Here is an 18,976-nt window from a genome sequence, read left to right as displayed (position 1 = left end):
GATGGTGGGCGTAGCTCAGTTGGTAGAGCACGGGATTGTGACTCCCGTTGTCGAGGGTTCGATCCCCTTCGTCCACCCCATATTTCAGAAAAGCGCCAGATCAATGATCTGGCGCTTTTTTTTGCATCCAAAAAATGCCCTGCCGCGTATGTAGTCACGAGGATGGCCTGGGACGGGCCTGAATCCTCATCGGACGCTACCGTCGAGGGCTGTGAAATGTTGGCACGACATCAGGGTGAAAGTCGGGGGCTGGTCGGTAGTGAGGCGCAGTTGTTGGGTCGTCTCATGCAGGGTGAGCAGGCAGCCTATCGCGAGTTGGTCAGTACGTATCAAGGTTCAATGCGGGCGGTGGCGTCGGCGATTGCTGGTCATCGGCATGTGGATGATGTCGTGCAGGACGCCTGGTTGGCGGTGGTGAGAGGGCTGAATGGCTTTCAGGGGCGGTCGAGCCTCAAGACGTGGGTGCTGACGATCACCGCCAATAAAGCCAAGGGCCGTTATGGGCGCAGTCGTCGTGATGCGGTGGTTGAAGCTGATTGGGATGGTGGTGGTTTTTGTGCCGCTACAGGGCAGTGGTTATCGTCGCCCTCTGGCTGGCACGAAGATACGCCGGAAGCGTTGCTGAGCGAAAGTGAACTGCGTGAATGTATTGAGTGTGCGCTGGACGAGTTGTCCGAACTTCAGAGCGGTGCCTTGGTGCTGCGCGAGCGTGTAGGGCTTGAGTTGGAGCAGGTGGCGGAGCTGCTTGGCGTCAGCCTGTGCAATGCGCGCGTACTGCTTCACAGGGCGCGCATCCGGGTGTTTGCGGCGATTGATCAGTACCAGGCGTGCGGTGGTTATTGACGTCAAGAAAAAACAAGCATTCTCAATGCCTTGGCGTTAGAATCGTTGCCGGTTTTGAGCGTGTGGAACTGATCCGAAGCGACATCCGGGTCGGTGCAGCTATTTAATAGCGAATTACGGCGCAGTACCTGAACAAGGACTGTGCCGTTTTTGTTTAAGCGTTTTGAATTCTCAGGGTGGGGCGTTTCGTCGTATTTGTGTTTCTCGATGCTGCTGCCGTGCCCTCCGATCTTGTTTGCAAGGTCGGTAGCCGGGGGAGTGCGTTCAGGCTCTTCTATATATAGAAGGGTTGATGCAGAGCCCTGGCGTGATGAGCTGTATTTGCTAACGGGATGAGGTGCATGCGTGCACTTGAACCTATAAATGGCCTGCTGTTTTTCTACCCGTTTTCAGTAGGGTGACTTCTTGAGTTTGACCCACTAGAATGCATGCCCTTGATTCTGGGGTCGGAAACGGCCGGCTAACGTCTGTGCAACGAGGAATATCCATGCAAGTTTCTGTTGAAAATACTACTGCCATCGAGCGCCGCCTGAGCATCACCGTGCCGGCAGAGCGTATTGAGACTGCGGTCAACAAGCGTCTGCAGCAGACTGCCCAAAAGGCCAAGATCGCTGGTTTCCGTCCAGGCAAAGTGCCTATGAGCGAAATCAAGCGTCGTTTTGGCGCCGATGCGCGTCAGGACGCTGTGGGTGATGTGATCCAGGCTTCCTTCTACGAAGCGGTTGAAGCGCAAAACCTGAAGCCTGCCGGTCAGCCTTCGATCGAGCCAAAGTCCCTGGAAGCTGGCAAAGACCTGGAATACGTTGCCGTATTCGAGGTGTTCCCAGAGTTCACCGTTGCCGGTTTCGAAGACATCGCCGTAGAGCGCCTGAGCGCTGACGTAGCGGATTCCGACCTGGACAACATGCTGGAAATCCTGCGCAAGCAGAACACCCGTTTTGAAGTGGCCGATCGTGCTGCCCAGAACGAAGACCAACTGAACATCGATTTCGTTGGCAAGGTTGACGGCGAAGTATTCGCTGGCGGCTCCGCCAAGGGCACTCAGCTGGTGCTGGGTTCCAACCGCATGATCCCTGGTTTTGAAGACGGCCTGGTTGGCGCCAAAGCCGGCGAAGAGCGCGTGCTGAACCTGACGTTCCCTGCTGACTACCAGAACCTGGACCTGGCCGGCAAAGCCGCCGAGTTCACCGTGACCGTCAACAGCGTTTCCGAGCCTAAGCTGCCAGAACTGAACGAAGAGTTCTTCGCTCAATTCGGTATCAAGGAAACCGGTATCGACGGCTTCCGCACCGAAGTTCGCAAGAACATGGAGCGCGAGCTGCGTCAGGCGATCAAATCCAAGGTCAAGAACCAGGTTATGGATGGTCTGCTGGCCGCCAACCCGATTGAAGTGCCTAAGGCCCTGCTGTCCAACGAAGTGGATCGCCTGCGCGTTCAAGCGGTTCAGCAGTTCGGTGGCAACATCAAGCCTGACCAACTGCCGGCCGAGCTGTTCGAAGAACAAGCCAAGCGCCGCGTTGTGCTGGGTCTGGTCGTGGCTGAAGTGGTTGAGCAGTTCAGCCTCAAGCCTGACGAAGATCGCGTTCGTGAAATGATCCAGGAAATGGCCTCGGCCTACCAGGAGCCTGAGCAGGTTGTGTCTTGGTACTACAAGAACGACCAGCAACTGAACGAAGTACGTTCGGTTGTGCTGGAAGAACAAGTTGTGGATACTGTTCTGCAGAAGGCTAAGGTGACCGACAAAGCGGTCTCTTACGAAGAAGCAGTCAAGCCGGCGGAAGCAGCACAAGCCGACTGATTGTCCAACTCGTTGGAAATTCAACCATAAGCCAGCCTCGCGCTGGCTTATGCGTTTTCAAGACATGACTATTTGGGAGTAACTGCAGAGCATGTTCCGTAATTCCTATATTCAGCAGAACTCTGATATCCAGGCCGCCGGCGGCCTGGTCCCGATGGTTGTCGAGCAATCTGCTCGTGGCGAACGCGCCTATGACATCTACTCGCGCCTGCTCAAGGAACGAGTCATCTTTCTGGTTGGTCCGGTAGAGGACTACATGGCCAACCTGATCTGCGCGCAGCTGCTGTTCCTTGAAGCGGAAAACCCGGACAAGGACATCCATCTTTACATTAACTCCCCAGGCGGTTCGGTGACGGCGGGCATGTCGATCTACGACACCATGCAGTTCATCAAGCCGAACGTGTCGACCACTTGCATCGGTCAGGCCTGCAGCATGGGCGCGTTCCTGCTCACTGCTGGTGCTGAGGGCAAGCGTTTCTGCCTGCCTAACTCGCGCGTGATGATTCACCAGCCACTGGGCGGTTTCCAGGGGCAGGCATCGGACATCGAAATTCACGCCAAGGAAATCCTGTTTATTCGCGAACGCCTCAACACCTTGATGGCCAAGCACAGCGGGCACACCCTGGAAGAGATCGAGCGCGACACCAACCGCGACAATTTCATGAGCGCAGAAGCTGCACGTGAATACGGGTTGATCGACGCAGTGATCGAAAAGCGCCCCGCTTAATTAAGCTGCTCAAAATAAGGCTGGTCGGCGTGTCCGACCACCGGCGGGCTTGAAAAAGCCCGCATAAGCCTTCATCTTGTGTTGCAAGCCTATCGGATTTGGATCGAACGAATGACTGACACCCGCAACGGCGAGGACAACGGCAAGCTGCTCTATTGCTCCTTCTGCGGCAAAAGCCAGCATGAAGTGCGCAAGTTGATCGCCGGCCCCTCGGTGTTTATCTGCGACGAGTGCGTCGACCTGTGCAATGACATCATCCGCGAGGAGGTGCAGGAAGCCCAGGCCGAGAGCAGCGCGCATAAATTGCCTTCGCCTAAAGAAATCAGCGGCATCCTTGATCAATATGTGATTGGTCAAGAGCGTGCAAAGAAGGTTCTGGCCGTAGCGGTGTACAACCACTACAAGCGTCTGAACCAGCGTGACAAGAAAGGCGACGAAGTCGAACTCGGCAAGAGCAACATCTTGCTGATCGGTCCTACAGGCTCGGGTAAAACCTTGCTGGCGGAGACTCTCGCTCGTCTGCTGAACGTTCCGTTCACCATCGCCGACGCCACCACCCTCACCGAGGCTGGTTACGTAGGTGAAGATGTCGAGAACATCATTCAGAAGCTGCTGCAGAAGTGTGACTACGACGTAGAGAAGGCCCAGATGGGTATTGTCTACATCGACGAAATCGACAAGATTTCGCGAAAGTCCGACAACCCATCGATCACCCGGGACGTTTCCGGTGAAGGCGTGCAGCAAGCCCTGTTGAAACTGATCGAGGGCACGGTTGCTTCCGTACCGCCACAAGGCGGCCGCAAGCACCCGCAGCAGGAATTCCTTCAGGTTGATACGCGTAACATCCTGTTCATCTGTGGCGGTGCGTTCTCCGGTCTGGAGAAGGTTATTCAGCAGCGCTCCACACGTGGCGGCATCGGTTTCGGTGCGGAAGTGCGCAGCAAGGAAGAAGGCAAGAAGGTGGGCGAGTCCCTGCGTGAAGTCGAGCCTGACGATCTGGTCAAGTTTGGTCTGATCCCGGAATTCGTTGGCCGTCTGCCGGTCCTGGCCACGTTGGACGAGTTGGATGAGGAGGCGTTGATTCAGATCCTCACCGAGCCGAAAAACGCCCTGACCAAGCAATACGCCAAGCTGTTCGAGATGGAAGGTGTAGACCTGGAGTTCCGTACCGACGCACTCAAATCGGTGGCCAAGCGGGCACTGGAGCGCAAAACCGGTGCACGTGGTCTGCGTTCGATTCTTGAAGGCGTGTTGCTCGACACCATGTACGAAATTCCCTCGCAGTCCGAGGTGAGCAAAGTGGTGATCGACGAAAGCGTTATCGAAGGCAAGTCCAAGCCACTGTATATCTACGAAAACAGTGAGCCGTCTGCCAAGGCTGCCAAGGCTGCACCTGACGCCTGAGCGTCTAGCAGTTGAAGTACAAACAAGGGGCCTTTCGGGGCCCCTTGTTTTTTGGTGGCTTTCTTACTGCTGCTTTTAAATTTGCGTTTATTCATGCGTTTAACTACTGGCATTGAGCTTGTTTTTTTTGCATGCAGCCCCCATCTTGGTTTCAAGCTGTTTTTTCAACTGTCATAGAGGCGAAATCATGAAGACAACCATCGAATTGCCTCTCCTGCCGTTGCGTGATGTCGTCGTCTATCCGCACATGGTTATCCCGCTGTTTGTGGGGCGCGAGAAGTCTATCGAAGCCCTTGAGGCCGCGATGACGGGCGACAAGCAAATCCTGCTGTTGGCCCAGAAGAATCCTGCTGATGATGATCCGGGCGAAGACGCCCTGTATCGCGTTGGCACCGTGGCCACTGTTCTGCAACTGCTCAAGCTGCCTGATGGCACCGTCAAGGTGCTGGTGGAAGGCGAGCAGCGCGGTGCGGTGGAGCGTTTCATGGAGGTGGACGGCCATCTGCGCGCCGAAGTGGCGCTGATCGACGAAGTCGAAGCCCCTGAGCGCGAATCCGAAGTGTTTGTGCGCAGCCTGCTCTCGCAGTTCGAGCAGTATGTGCAGTTGGGCAAGAAGGTCCCGGCTGAAGTCTTGTCGTCCCTCAACAGCATTGATGAGCCGAGCCGCCTGGTCGACACCATGGCCGCGCACATGGCGCTGAAGATCGAGCAGAAGCAGGACATCCTCGAAATCATCGACCTGTCTGCCCGTGTCGAACACGTGCTGGCACTGTTGGATGGCGAAATTGACCTGCTGCAGGTTGAGAAGCGCATCCGTGGTCGTGTGAAGAAACAAATGGAGCGCAGCCAGCGCGAGTACTACCTGAATGAGCAGATGAAGGCCATTCAGAAAGAGCTCGGCGACAGCGAGGAAGGCCACAACGAAATCGAAGAGCTGAAAAAGCGCATCGATGCCGCCGGCCTGCCGAAAGATGCCTTGACCAAAGCCACCGCCGAGCTGAACAAGCTCAAGCAAATGTCGCCGATGTCAGCCGAAGCCACCGTGGTGCGCTCCTACATCGACTGGCTGGTGCAAGTGCCGTGGAAGGCCCAGACCAAAGTGCGCCTGGACCTGGCCCGTGCCGAGGATATTCTCGACGCCGACCACTATGGCCTTGAAGAGGTCAAAGAGCGCATCCTTGAATACCTCGCCGTGCAAAAGCGCGTGAAGAAGATTCGTGGGCCGGTGTTGTGCCTGGTGGGTCCGCCGGGTGTGGGTAAAACCTCCCTGGCCGAGTCCATCGCCAATGCCACCAATCGTAAATTCGTACGCATGGCCCTCGGCGGTGTGCGCGATGAAGCGGAAATTCGTGGTCATCGGCGTACTTACATCGGTTCGATGCCAGGAAGATTGATTCAAAAGATGACAAAAGTGGGCGTGCGCAACCCGCTGTTCCTGCTTGATGAAATCGACAAAATGGGCAGCGACATGCGCGGCGATCCTGCCTCGGCATTGCTCGAAGTACTCGATCCCGAGCAGAACCACAATTTCAACGACCATTACCTCGAAGTCGACTACGACCTGTCCGACGTAATGTTCCTGTGCACCTCCAACTCCATGAACATTCCTCCGGCTTTGCTGGATCGGATGGAGGTGATTCGTCTGCCGGGTTACACCGAAGACGAGAAGATCAATATCGCCGTGAAGTACCTCGCGCCTAAACAGATTTCGGCCAATGGCTTGAAAAAAGGCGAGATCGAAATCGACGTCGAGGCGATCCGCGACATCGTGCGTTTCTACACCCGCGAAGCCGGTGTACGGGGCCTTGAGCGTCAAATTGCGAAGATTTGCCGCAAGGCGGTCAAAGAGCATGCGTTGGAAAAACGCTTCTCTGTGAAAGTCGGTGCCGACGACCTGGAACATTTCCTGGGCGTGAAGAAATTCCGTTACGGCCTGGCCGAGCAACAGGATCAGGTAGGGCAGGTGACAGGCTTGGCGTGGACCCAGGTGGGCGGCGAATTGCTGACCATCGAAGCCGCGGTAATTCCAGGCAAAGGCCAATTGATCAAGACCGGTTCGCTGGGTGACGTGATGGTCGAATCCATCACTGCCGCGCAGACCGTGGTGCGCAGCCGCGCTCGAAGCCTGGGGATCCCCCTGGACTTCCACGAGAAGCACGACACCCACATCCACATGCCGGAAGGGGCTACCCCTAAAGACGGCCCTAGCGCAGGCGTAGGCATGTGCACGGCCCTGGTATCGGCAATTACCGGCATCCCGGTGCGCGCCGACGTGGCCATGACCGGGGAAATCACCCTGCGCGGCCAGGTATTGGCCATCGGTGGTTTGAAAGAGAAATTGCTTGCGGCACACCGGGGTGGTATCAAGACCGTGATCATTCCTGAAGAGAATGTTCGCGACTTGAAGGAAATTCCGGACAACATCAAGCAGGATCTTCAGATTAAACCGGTTAAATGGATTGACGAGGTCCTGCAAAGTGCGCTGCAATACGCGCCGGAGCCCTTGCCGGATGTGGCTCCGGAGATAGTCTCTAAGGACGAAAAACGCGAGTCTGATTCCAAGGAAAGAATTAGCACGCATTAATGCGATTAAGCCTGGGGGCTTCCTTGACAGCTTTTTAGAGCCCTTGTTATAAAGCGGCTCTTAAGTGTCTGTAGGCCATTCAGCACTGGTTTTTGCTTTCACCAAAAAACTTAGAATCATACTCAATAGATATATAAGGGGACTTAGAGTGAACAAGTCGGAACTGATTGATGCTATCGCCGCATCCGCTGATATCCCGAAAGCTGCTGCTGGCCGTGCGCTGGACGCAGTAATCGAATCCGTCACTGGCGCTCTGAAGGCCGGCGACTCCGTAGTGCTGGTAGGCTTCGGTACTTTCTCTGTGACTGACCGCCCAGCTCGTACTGGCCGTAACCCACAGACTGGCAAAGCACTGCAAATCGCTGCTGCCAAGAAACCAGGTTTCAAAGCCGGTAAAGCCCTGAAAGAAGCGGTTAACTAAGCTTCGTTCAAGCCTTGCCTACCCGGGTCGGATTCACATCCGGCCTGGCAGCGGAGCGGCAGCTGACCCACGTATCCATTGGGTCGCCACGCCGGGGGTGTGGGTTCAAACCCCCGTCCGCTCCGCCAGTTACGAGAAGGCGCATCCTCGGATGCGCCTTTCTTCTATCCGGACTCTACCCACGCTCCACGGTTGCCTAATCTTTGAAGTTCAACCGTTTCTGGGGGACGCATGCTGCAAAATATCAGGGACAATTCACAAGGCTGGATTGCCAAGACCATTATCGGGATCATCGTCGCATTGATGGCGTTCACCGGTATCGAGGCCATTTTCCAGGCTTCGACCAACAACAAGCAGGACGTGGCCAAGGTCAACGGTGAAGAAATCACCCAAACCGAACTGAGCCAGGCCGTCGACATGCAACGTCGCCAGCTGATGCAACAGCTGGGCAAGGATTTCGATGCTTCTCTGCTGGACGAGAAGCTGCTGCGCGATGCGGCCCTCAAGGGCCTGATCGACCGTAAACTGCTGCTGCAAGGTGCTGCGGATTCCAAGTTCGGCTTCTCCGAGGCTGCGCTGGACCAAGTGATCCTGCAGACGCCGGAATTCCAGGTGGACGGCAAATTCAACGCCGAACGCTTTGACCAGGTGATCCGTCAACTGGGCTACAGCCGCATGCAGTTCCGTCAGATGCTGAGCCAGGAAATGCTGATCGGCCAGGTTCGTGCAGGTATCGCCGGCAGCGGTTTTGTGACTGACGCCGAGGTACTGGCATTCGCCCGTCTGGAGAAGCAGACCCGCGACTTCGCGACCGTCAACATCAAGGCTGACCCTGCTGCGGTGAAACTCACCGACGACGAGGTCAAGGCTTACTACGACCAGCACGCCAAAGAGTTCATGACCCCGGACCAGGTGGTCATCGACTATCTGGAACTGAAGAAGTCTGCCTTCTTCGACCAGGTCACCGTGAAGGACGATGAACTGCAGGCTGCCTATCAGAAAGAAACCGCCAACCTCGCTGAACAGCGTCGTGCCGCGCATATCCTGATTGAAGTCAACGACAAGGTCACCGAGGCGCAAGCCAAGGCCAAGATCGAAGAAATCCAGGCACGCCTGGCCAAGGGTGAGAAGTTCGATGCCCTGGCCAAGGAGTTCTCCCAGGATCCAGGTTCGGCCAACAATGGCGGCGACCTCGGTTTTGCTGGCCCTGGCGTCTACGACCCGGACTTCGAAACCGCCCTGTACGCTTTGAACAAGGATCAGGTTTCGGCACCGGTGCGTACCACCTTCGGTTGGCACTTGATCAAGCTGTTGGGCGTTGAGGCACCGCAAGTGCCGTCGTTCGCCAGCCTGAAAGACAAGCTGACCCGTGAACTCAAGACCCAGCAGGTCGAGCAGCGTTATGTCGAGGCGACCAAGCAATTGGAAGATGCGGCATTCGAAGCGTCCGACCTGGCTCAGCCGGCGTCTGACCTGAAGTTGACCGTGCACACCTCCGCGCCGTTTGGCCGTGAAGGTGGCGAAGGTGTTGCGGCCAACCGTGCCGTGGTCACCGCAGCGTTCAGCCCGGAAGTGTTGGATGAAGGTGCCAACAGCACCGCCATCGAGCTGGACCCGGAAACCATCATCGTGCTGCGTGCCAAAGAGCATCTGAAGCCTGCGCAATTGCCGCTGGAAAGCGTCTCTGCCGCGATCCGTGCCCAGATGACCAAGGAACGCGCCAGCGCCGCTGCCAAGACCCACGCTGACGAGCTGATCGCCAGCTTGCGTGATGGCAAGACGCCGCTGAACCAGCCGGTTGATGGTCAGGCCTGGAAAGTCACCGAAGCGGCTTCCCGTAGCCAGGAAGCGATTGACCCTGCCGTACTGCAAGCCCTGTTCCGCATGCCTAAGCCTGCAGCCAAGGACAAGCCGACGTTCACCACCGTGACCCTCGCGGATGGCAGCCTGGTGCTTGTGCGCTTGAACGGCGTCAATGAAGCAGCTGCCCCTACGGACGAAGAAAAGGCGCAATACCGTCGCTTCCTCGCTTCCCGCATCGGCCAGCAAGACTTCGCGGCGTTCCGCAAGCAGTTGGAAACCAAGGCTGACATTAAGAAGTTCTGATGTTGGTTTGAATAAAAAGCCCCCGGCACTGAAAAGTGCCGGGGGCTTTTTTTAACTGCGTTTTCGCAGGCTGGGATTCAGGCTGCCGCCCAATGCCAGCACCATCAGTAGCACCACCGCCCACGGGAATGCGCTGACGCCCCAGCCTTGTAGCAACAGCCCTCCCGCTAACCCGCCGCCGGCGATGCCCAGGTTCCACACGGTGACCAGCATCGACTGCGCCGTGTCCGCCGATGCTCCCGCGGCTTTGGCCAGTGCCGTTTGCAGCAACGCCGGCAGCCCACCAAACGCCAGGCCCCATAAGGCGACCGCGCTGTAGATCACTGCTGGCGAGGTGATCCAGAACGCCAGCACCAGGGCTATGAGGCCAAACAGCACACAGCTGGTTACGAGTAACACGCTTAGCCACCGATCAATCAGCACGCCCGCGAGCCATATGCTCAGCACCGCCGCAAGGCCGAACACCAGCAGCACTTGGTCGGTGTCGGCGGCAATTCCTGACGGTGCCAGCAGGGGTGCGATATAGGTGTAAAAAATGTTGTGGGCCAGCACGTAGGTAAAGGTTACCCATAGCACCGGGCGAATTCCGGGCAGCGTCAGCACGTGGTGCAGCCCCAAGCGTTTTCCTGCCCGTTCGCCCGCAAAGTCCGGGAGCTGCCAGCGTGCCCAAATCAGTAGCAACAGTGTCAGGCCTGTCATGATTGCAAAGCTCAGGCGCCATCCGACAGCGGTGCCTAGAAAGGTCCCCGCGGGTACACCCAGTGACAGTGCCAACGGCGCACCCAGCATGGCCACGGCAATCGCCCGACCTTGCAGGTGTGGCGCGACCATTCGGCTGGCATACCCCGCCAGCAGCGCCCACAGCAGCCCGGCAAACACCCCGGCGAAGAAGCGCGCCACCAGGGTCAGCCCGTAGTGGCTGGACAGTGCCGTCACGCTGTTGACCAACGCGAAGCCGGCGATGGCAATCAGTAACAACGGCCGGCGGCGCCAGCTTCGGGTCAGCAAGGTGAGCGGGATGGCCGCGAGCAAGGACCCCAGCGCATACAGGGTGACCAACTGGCCAACCAGTGCGGGCGAAACGCCTAACCCCTCGCTCATTTGTGGCAAGAGCCCGGCCGGCATCGCCTCGGTGAGGATCGTGATAAAGCCGGCCGAGGCCAGCGCCAGCAAGCCCCCGAGGGGCAGTGTGTCGCGTTGGGAGGCAGAGGAGGCTTCGGTCAGTGAAGGGCTGTTGCTCATCGCGCTATCCATGAAAAGGGCAAGGATGCAGAGTAGGGGGCTGTGGCCGGCAGAAAAACAGGCTAAGGTTCCGAACTTATCGGACACTGATGTCCGCAATCTTCAAGGGCAGGGCAATGGACAGTCTGGGCAGTCTTTCGGTATTTGTGCAGGTCGCGGAGGCCCGCAGCTTCACCGTCGCCGGCCGGGTGTTGGGTGTGTCCTCTTCCGCCGTGGGTAAAAGCATTGCGCGAACCGAAGAGCGCCTTGGCGTGCGGTTGTTTCATCGCAGTACGCGCAGCATCACGTTGACCAGCGAAGGGGCATTGTTTCTCGAACGTTCGCGACGCATTCTCGCCGAGGTTGAGGCCGCAGAGCAGGAATTGACCGAAGCCAGTGCGACGCCCAAGGGCAAGTTGCGCATCAGCTTGCCGCAGGTGCGTGGCCTTTTGATGCCGGTGCTCAGCGACTTTATGCGCGCCTACCCGGATATCGAACTGGATGTGGATTTTTCCGACCGCATGGTGGATGTGATCGAAGAAGGCTTCGATGCGGTAATACGCACCGGCAAGCCGGAAGATTCGCGCTTGATGGCGCGTCATCTTGGGTACTACCGGTTAGTTCTGGTCGGCACCCCCGCCTACTTCGCTGAATACGGCACTCCACAACAGCCCCAGGATTTAAACGGCCACGCCTGCCTGCGCCATAAATTCTGCGCCACCGGCCGCTTGGAACCCTGGCCGTTGCGTTACGCACCGGGCACGGCGGAACCGGTTTTACGCGCACCGCTGGTCAGCACCACCATTGAATCCCTCAACTATGTGGTGCACGAGGGGTTGGGCATCGCTTGCTTGCCGGACTTCATGGTCAATGAGGCGGTAGCACAAGGCCGTTTGAAGCGGGTGCTGGACGACGACCTTGAGCACCGTGGCAGCTTCTGGCTGTTATGGCCCTCAAGTCGTCATGCCTCGGCCAAATTGCGTGTGTTTATCGATCATATGGGCGCCAGGCTTTTTCCTGCGGGCAGCGTCCCATAGGCCTGTGACGTTTTACCGACAGGAATGCGCGCGCCACGACCCTGTTCTGTTGCACAATACCGCCCGGACTGTTTTCCTCAGGATTTTCGATGTCGACATCATTTCACTTGCGTAGCCTCGGGTTGGCGCTGGTGCTGGCGGGCGCCGCGGGCTGCTCGTCACCCAAGACCGCCATTTATGAACATGAAAATTTCGACGATTCCGGTACGTTCTCCCGTGATTACCCGGTGAGTGACACGGCGGCCTGCGAAGCGGCACGCCGTGCCCTGCTGAGCCAGGGCTACATCATCACCAGCAGCGACCCGAAACTGGTGGTGGGCAACAAAAGCTTCCAGCAGACCGGTGAAACCCATCTGCAGATCAGCTTCAACGTGGTGTGTGCCGATGATGGCAAAGGCAATAACCACTCGACGATGTTTGCCAACGCCTTGCAGGACCGTTACGCGCTGAAGAAGGTCAACAACTCGGCAAGCCTCGGTGTGGGCGTGCTGGGCTCGGTGTCGATGCCGATTGGTTCCACCGATGACTCGATGGTGAAGGTCGCGAGTGAGACGGTCTCGGCGCCGAAGTTCTATGACCGTTACTTCGCGCTGGTGGACGTCTTCCTGCCGCAGGAAGTGAAGAAGGCGGCGCACATTCCCGAGAAGCCCAAGGCCGACCTCGGTGTGCCGGAACCCAAGGCTGCTCCTGCTGCCGAGAAGGTCGAGGCGCCCAAGGCAGAGCCGGCAGCGCCTGCCGTTTCGGAGCCGGTTGCACCGCCTCCTGAGGCGGCACCGATTGCACCGCAGGCGGAACCGGCGCCAACGCCATTGCCGACGCCAGCGCCTGCCGCAGAGCCTGCACCTGCACCGACCAATCCAAATCTGCCGGCGCCGACAGAGGCGATTCCACCGCTACCAACGCCTGCGCAGTAATTCAAACCGCTACGGGATTCGCCTTGTCGACGCAGATCCCGTAGCGGCTCATACCTCCCTTCCGGCTCCTTCGTGCCCCCACCTCTAAATCCGCCTGACGCTGCTACGTTTATTCCTCATGTGCAGGAACGTCATGGCGCAGACATTTTTTCGTCATCACGGCACTTTAGGCTGGTCATGCAGGTCATATATCTGCAGCCGCTTTTAAATCGAGAAGGAGTCCACCATGGACGATTACCAGGAAGAACTGCTGGAGTACCACGCGTTTGAGTTGGACCCGCTGGATCCGGCCGATGACGCCACTGAGCTGTAATACCGACTTCAGGCGGAATGCCGCTGACTGCGGCGAAATTCCCCTGGCGTCTGGTTGTTCCACCGCCTGAACGCCCGTTGAAAGGCTTGGGCTGAGGCAAAACCGAGCAAGTAGGCGATCTCGCCGAACGCCAGTTCCGTGTCGCGAATGTAGGTCATGGCCAGGTCGCGGCGGGTATCGTTGAGAATTGCGCGAAATTGAGTGCCTTCGTCGGCCAGTTTGCGGCGCAGCGTCCAGGTCGGCAGCTTCAGGCGTGCCGCCACTTCTTCCAGGTCGGGTTCCCGGCCGCCATTGAGCATCGGCCCGAGCAACCGGGTAATGCGCTCGCGCAGGCTACGGGTGCGGGTCAACTGCTCCAACTCCCTTTCACACAGCTGCACCAGCCATTGCCAGGTGCTTGGGCAGTGCTGTGGGTTGCGCAGGGCCAGGGTTTGCTGGTTGAGGCGCAGTTGGTTGGCATCGGCGCCGAAATGGACCGGGGCGTCGCCGAGCACGCTGTAGTGTTCGCTGTAGTCCGGCGCTTCAAATTCGATCTCGATGCGCTGCGCCTGCACCGGTTGCTGGGCCAGGCTCGACAATTGGTGCAGCCAGCCGGCGATGATCGAATCCACCACAAAACGGTTGTAGGCGTTGTAAGGGCTGATCGAATAGAAGCGCAGCCAAGCGCCTTCGGCGTCCTCATGAAAGCTCGATTGCCCGCGATAGTTGGAGCCGTATAACGCCTCAAAGCGGGTCAGCGTGCGCGCAGCTTCACGCACCGTTGGCGCTTGCGCGGCGGTCACACCGGCCAGGCCGGCCTGGCTCAAACGGCTGAGTTGGCCCATGCGCAGACCCAGGCTCGGCTCGCCGGTCAGTTGGATGGCTGCATGGCCCAAGCGCATGTAACGCGGGATCGACAAGCGCGCGCCCGCTTCGGCGAGGCGCGCAGGGTCGAGGCCGTATTGCAGCAACAGCGGTTGTGGGTCCAAGCCGTGGCTGTGAATCGCGTCGGCCAAGGCTTGCACGAAGCCCACCGACAAATCCCCAAGGCGCACCGGCTTCAAGGCGTTACAGCCAGATATTCAGCAGGCGCGCACCACGGGCACCGCTGTCGGCGGTGACCTGCCCGTTGCTGCTGAGAAAACTGTGCCCGGCGGTGCCCAGGTCCCAGAACTGCCCGCGCAGGAACACGCTCATGCCGGCGCTGGCCTGGCTGATCGGCTGCTGGCTGATCAGGGTGAGGCGGCGCCAGGCTTCGCCTTCGCTGAGCTCTTCGGGTTTGAGGCTGATTTCAGTGGGTGTGGAGACGCTCTTGAAGCCGCGCCATGGGCGGTCCCAGGTGTCACGACCGGTCACGAATGCCGGCACGGCGACCAATTGCGCGCCTTGTTCATTGAGCTTGCGGTAGTTGTCGGGGTACCAGCTGTCGCTGCCGATCAGGATGCCCAGGCGCCCGGCCGGGGTGTCGACCACGCTGACGAGGTTTTCATCGCCGGGCTGGATAAACCCGCGTTCATCGTAGATCGGATAGAACTGGCGCTGCGGCTGGCCCACGGGCAAACCATCGGCACCAAACACCAGGCTGGCGTTGTACAGCGCGCCATGGCCGACCTGCAATTGCCCTTGGTTCACGCTGGGGTTGGGCAGGGCGATGGAGCCGGCCACCAGGGTCACGCCGAATTCTTTGGCCAGGCCGCCGAACAGCAACTGATAGTCGCGGGCCATGGCGGTCGCTTTCATGCGCAGGTAGGCGTCGTCCATGCGGTTCTCGCCAGTGGCGCTGATCCATGCGCGCGCAAACAAAAACGGATTGCTGGCCGACAGCCAGTTCATTGCGTCCTTAAGGTGGATGGCCTGGTACAGCTCGTTTTTTTCGCCGCTGAGCATCAGCCAGGTGCCGATGTGTTCCGGCAGCACGACGATGGTCTTGTCGTTGATCAAGCCTTGGTCGCGGGCCTTTTTCAGGTACGCCGCGAGCTTCAGGTGCAGGCGTTCCACGCTCTGGTAATCGGCCGGGAACAGCTCCGGCTGGATGCCCAGCAGGTTGCCGCGATCGGCCGGTACGCCTTCGTTGACGGCCAGGGTGATGCGCAGGTCCGAGAGGTAATGCGCCACGGGGCGCTCCTGGGTCCAGACCAGATACGCGGCGACGGCGGCAACCAGGGCCATGGTGAGGGTGAACGCTAGAAGTTTACGCATGGGGCAACAGACAACAGACCGTGTATAGGGTTCGCCGACTAGGGTAGGGCCCATGGCGTGGCTTGCCAAGGGGCGCTGTGCATTTGGATCAATAACTTGTCAGTTTCAGTCATTGAGCGGTAGGCAATCGGCTCTTAGTCTGTGGGACATAAACCGATGGCAGGCCATTCGAGCCTTCCACGTCCCGTGATGATCCGTTGTGGAGCTGTACCATGACCGCTGCTGCCTACCCGCACCTGCTGGCCCCGTTGGACCTGGGTTTTACCACCTTGCGCAACCGCACCCTGATGGGCTCGATGCACACCGGCCTGGAAGAAAAACCCGGCGGTTTCGAACGCATGGCCGCCTATTTTGCCGAGCGTGCGCGCGGCGGTGTTGGCCTGATGGTCACCGGCGGTATTGGCCCGAATGACGAGGGCGGCGTGTACGCCGGGGCCGCCAAGCTGACCACCGACGAAGAAGCGCAGAAGCACAAGATCGTGACCCAGGCCGTGCACGAGGCGGGCGGCAAGATCTGCATGCAGATCCTCCACGCGGGCCGTTATGCCTACAGCCCCAAGCAGGTCGCGCCGAGCGCGATTCAGGCGCCGATCAACCCGTTCAAGCCCAAGGAACTGGACGAAGAAGGCATCGAGAAGCAGATCCAGGATTTCGTCACCTGCTCGCTGCTGGCCCAGGTCGCCGAGTACGACGGCGTCGAAATCATGGGCTCCGAAGGCTATTTCATTAACCAGTTCCTCGCGGCCCACACCAACCATCGCACCGACCGTTGGGGTGGCAGCTACGAAAATCGTATGCGCCTTGCCGTTGAGATCGTGCGCCGGGTGCGCGAGGCCGTCGGCCCCAACTTCATCATTATCTTCCGCCTGTCGATGCTCGACCTGGTGGAAGGCGGCAGCACCTGGGAAGAAATCGTGCAGTTGGCCAAGGCCATCGAGCAGGCCGGTGCGACCATCATCAACACCGGCATCGGCTGGCACGAAGCGCGTATCCCGACCATCGCCACCAAGGTGCCGCGTGGCGCGTTCAGCAAAGTCACCGCCAAATTGCGCGGCGCGGTGCAGATTCCGCTGATCACCACCAACCGCATCAACACCCCGGAAATCGCCGAGCAGATCCTTGCCGAGGGCGATGCCGACATGGTCTCGATGGCGCGGCCGTTCCTCGCCGACCCCGAGTTCGTTAACAAGGCGGCGGCCGGGCGGGCGGATGAAATCAACACCTGCATCGGTTGCAACCAGGCCTGCCTGGACCACACCTTTGGCGGCAAGCTGACCACCTGCCTGGTCAACCCGCGTGCCTGCTACGAGACCGAGCTCAACTACCTGCCGGTCAAGCAGATCAAGAAGATTGCCGTGGTCGGCGCAGGTCCTGCGGGCCTGGCGGCTGCCACGGTTGCCGCCGAGCGCGGGCACCAAGTGACGCTGTTTGATTCGGCCAGCGAGATCGGCGGCCAGTTCAATATCGCCAAGCGTGTGCCGGGCAAAGAGGAGTTTTTCGAAACCCTGCGCTACTTCAAGCGCAAATTGCAGACCACCCATGTCGAGCTGTGCCTCAACACGCGCGTGGATGTCGAGCAACTCAACGCTGGCGGCTATGACGAGATCATTCTCGCCACCGGTATCGCGCCGCGTACGCCGGCGATTCCCGGGGTCGAGAACGCGAAGGTGCTGAGCTACCTGGACGTGATTCTGGAACGCAAGCCCGTGGGCAAACGTGTGGCGGTGATCGGCGCCGGCGGCATCGGTTTCGACGTGTCGGAATTCCTGGTGCACCAGGGCGTGTCCACCAGCCTGGACCGTGACGCGTTCTGGAAAGAGTGGGGTATCGACACCCAACTGCAAGCCCGTGGCGGTGTCGCCGGCATCAAGCCGCAGCCCCATGCCCCGGCGCGTGAAGTGTTCCTGCTGCAACGCAAGGCCTCTAAGGTCGGCGACGGCCTGGGCAAGACCACCGGCTGGATCCACCGGACGGGCCTGAAGAACAAGCGCGTGCAGATGCTCAACAGCGTCGAATACCTGAAGATCGACGATGAAGGCCTGCATATCCGCATCGGCGCCGAAGGTGAGCCGCAGGTGCTGGCGGTGGACAATATCGTCATCTGCGCAGGCCAGGACCCGCTGCGCGAACTGCACGACGGCTTGGTCGCCGCCGGCCAGAACGTGCACCTGATCGGCGGCGCCGATGTGGCGGCCGAGCTGGATGCCAAGCGCGCCATCAACCAGGGCTCGCGCCTCGCTGCCGAGCTGTAAGACCACCAGCCGAGCTGCAAGACCTCAAGGGGTGCGGTGGTAGACTACCGCACCTTTTTTCATGCAGATGCCTCCCCGATGGGTCCTTTCGACTGGCTTCCCCACGCGCCCCTTGAACGCTTGCAGCTCGATTGGCTCAAGGGTGTCGAGCTGGCCGTGCTGCGCCTGGACCGTATCGACCCGCTGATCAGCGGCAACAAATGGTTCAAACTCACCGAGCATCTGGCGCAGGCGCAACAGGCCGGTGCCAGTGGCGTTATCAGCCTGGGCGGGGCTTATTCCAACCATCTGCACGCGCTGGCGGCGGCCGGTAAACGGTTTGGTTTCCCTACCGTGGGCCTGCTGCGCGGCCATCCTCAAGACACGCCCACCATCCTTGACCTGAAAGCATTCGGCATGCAGCTGCATTGGTTGGGCTATGGCGGCTATCGCGCGCGGCATGCGGCGGACTTCTGGCTGCCCTGGCGTGAGCAATACCCCGCCTTGCACCCGGTGCCTGAAGGCGGCGGCGCCATGCCTGGTGCAATCGGCTGCGCGGTGTTGGTCGAGCAGGCACGCGCGCAGTTAGCCGCGCTGGGCTGGGCTGATTACGACGCGTGGTGGCTGGCGGCAGGCACCGGCACCACGCTGGCCGGGCTGGCGCTCGCCGAGGCGGGCGCGCATCCGGTGTTCGGCGCCTTGGCGGTGCCGGACGATCATGGCGTCGCGCAGAATGTGCAGGCCATCGTGCAGGGCGGGTATGAATTGCTGGATGCCAGCCGTGGCGGCTTTGCCAAGGTCGATCCGCTGTTGCTGGCGTTCATTGAAGACACACAGCGCCAATGCGGCCTGCCGCTGGAACCGCTCTACACCGGCAAAGCCCTGTTGGCATTAAAGCAGCAGGTCGAAGCCGGGCGCTTTACTCCTGGCACTCGCCTGATTTTCGTCCATACCGGCGGGCTGCAAGGCCTGCGCGGCTTTACGCCCTGACGCAATCCGCTGTGGGTGCGGGCTTGCTCGCGAACGCGTGGATCATTCAGCGGATTTGGTGACTGACCCGCCCCGTTCGCGAGCAAGCCCGCTCCGACCCGGCATCATGCGCATCGCCGTGTTATCCCGCAGCACATAATGGTGAGCCAGGCCCGCCAATGCATGCAGCCCGATCAACCAGTAACCGACCTTGCCAAACAGCACATGCC

14 protein-coding genes, 1 tRNA gene and 1 pseudogene are annotated in these 18,976 nt (G+C 59.5%); 12 read left to right on the top strand and 4 right to left on the bottom strand.

Annotation, left to right across the window (positions count from 1 at the left end):
- Positions 1–4: 4 nt before the first annotated feature.
- From WBB95_RS02935 to WBB95_RS02900, 8 genes are all read left to right on the top strand, one after another.
- A tRNA-His gene (locus WBB95_RS02935) sits at positions 5–80 on the top strand.
- A gap of 82 nt (positions 81–162) precedes the next feature.
- Positions 163–843: an RNA polymerase sigma factor gene (locus WBB95_RS02930; RefSeq protein WP_424486213.1), complete on the top strand. Its 681-nt coding sequence runs from the start codon at positions 163–165 to the stop codon at positions 841–843.
- A gap of 487 nt (positions 844–1,330) precedes the next feature.
- Entirely contained in the window at positions 1,331–2,641 is a 1,311-nt protein-coding gene (tig, locus tag WBB95_RS02925) for a trigger factor (protein WP_424486212.1), read from the top strand.
- 91 nt (positions 2,642–2,732) lie between these two features.
- Positions 2,733–3,368, top strand: a complete 636-nt coding sequence (gene clpP / locus WBB95_RS02920; protein ID WP_005789297.1) for an ATP-dependent Clp endopeptidase proteolytic subunit ClpP — start codon at positions 2,733–2,735, stop codon at positions 3,366–3,368.
- 111 nt (positions 3,369–3,479) lie between these two features.
- Positions 3,480–4,772 (top strand): ATP-dependent Clp protease ATP-binding subunit ClpX, encoded by a 1,293-nt coding sequence (gene clpX, locus WBB95_RS02915; RefSeq protein ID WP_424486211.1) that lies wholly within the window; start codon positions 3,480–3,482, stop codon positions 4,770–4,772.
- A gap of 187 nt (positions 4,773–4,959) precedes the next feature.
- Entirely contained in the window at positions 4,960–7,356 is a 2,397-nt protein-coding gene (gene lon / locus WBB95_RS02910) for an endopeptidase La (protein ID WP_424486210.1), read from the top strand.
- Positions 7,357–7,504: 148 nt separating this feature from the next.
- A complete protein-coding gene (locus WBB95_RS02905; RefSeq protein ID WP_003174819.1) occupies positions 7,505–7,777 on the top strand; it encodes an HU family DNA-binding protein in 273 nt (90 codons plus the stop codon).
- A gap of 231 nt (positions 7,778–8,008) precedes the next feature.
- Positions 8,009–9,883 (top strand): SurA N-terminal domain-containing protein, encoded by a 1,875-nt coding sequence (locus tag WBB95_RS02900; protein WP_424486209.1) that lies wholly within the window; start codon positions 8,009–8,011, stop codon positions 9,881–9,883.
- Between the two features lie 51 nt (positions 9,884–9,934).
- Here WBB95_RS02900 and WBB95_RS02895 read toward each other — a convergent pair whose 3' ends face one another.
- Positions 9,935–11,125, bottom strand: a complete 1,191-nt coding sequence (locus tag WBB95_RS02895) for an MFS transporter (RefSeq protein WP_424486208.1) — start codon at positions 11,123–11,125, stop codon at positions 9,935–9,937.
- A gap of 116 nt (positions 11,126–11,241) precedes the next feature.
- Between WBB95_RS02895 and WBB95_RS02890 the strand changes: the two genes are divergently transcribed.
- Complete coding sequence (locus tag WBB95_RS02890; protein ID WP_424486207.1) at positions 11,242–12,141, top strand: LysR family transcriptional regulator; 900 nt, start codon at positions 11,242–11,244, stop codon at positions 12,139–12,141.
- Positions 12,142–12,230: 89 nt separating this feature from the next.
- Positions 12,231–13,055 (top strand): DUF2242 domain-containing protein, encoded by an 825-nt coding sequence (locus WBB95_RS02885; protein WP_424486206.1) that lies wholly within the window; start codon positions 12,231–12,233, stop codon positions 13,053–13,055.
- 321 nt (positions 13,056–13,376) lie between these two features.
- Here the strand turns inward: WBB95_RS02885 and WBB95_RS02880 are convergent, their stop codons facing one another.
- Both WBB95_RS02880 and WBB95_RS02875 read right to left on the bottom strand, forming a co-directional pair.
- Entirely contained in the window at positions 13,377–14,411 is a 1,035-nt protein-coding gene (locus WBB95_RS02880) for an AraC family transcriptional regulator (RefSeq protein WP_424486205.1), read from the bottom strand.
- Positions 14,412–14,415: 4 nt separating this feature from the next.
- Positions 14,416–15,546, bottom strand: a complete 1,131-nt coding sequence (locus WBB95_RS02875; RefSeq protein WP_424486204.1) for a carbon-nitrogen hydrolase family protein — start codon at positions 15,544–15,546, stop codon at positions 14,416–14,418.
- 212 nt (positions 15,547–15,758) lie between these two features.
- On the opposite strand from WBB95_RS02875, the gene WBB95_RS02870 reads away from it, so the two are divergent.
- Both WBB95_RS02870 and WBB95_RS02865 read left to right on the top strand, forming a co-directional pair.
- Positions 15,759–17,798: an FAD-dependent oxidoreductase gene (locus WBB95_RS02870; protein WP_424486203.1), complete on the top strand. Its 2,040-nt coding sequence runs from the start codon at positions 15,759–15,761 to the stop codon at positions 17,796–17,798.
- Between the two features lie 78 nt (positions 17,799–17,876).
- Positions 17,877–18,767, top strand: a complete 891-nt coding sequence (locus WBB95_RS02865; RefSeq protein ID WP_424486202.1) for a 1-aminocyclopropane-1-carboxylate deaminase/D-cysteine desulfhydrase — start codon at positions 17,877–17,879, stop codon at positions 18,765–18,767.
- Positions 18,768–18,809: 42 nt separating this feature from the next.
- On the opposite strand, the pseudogene WBB95_RS02860 reads toward WBB95_RS02865, so the two are convergent.
- Positions 18,810–18,976, bottom strand: a pseudogene (locus tag WBB95_RS02860) (hypothetical protein); the annotation flags it as partial.

The organism is Pseudomonas sp. (assembly GCF_049645325.1).
GTDB lineage: Bacteria > Pseudomonadota > Gammaproteobacteria > Pseudomonadales > Pseudomonadaceae > Aquipseudomonas.
This window is presented reverse-complemented; position numbering and strand designations above follow the sequence as displayed.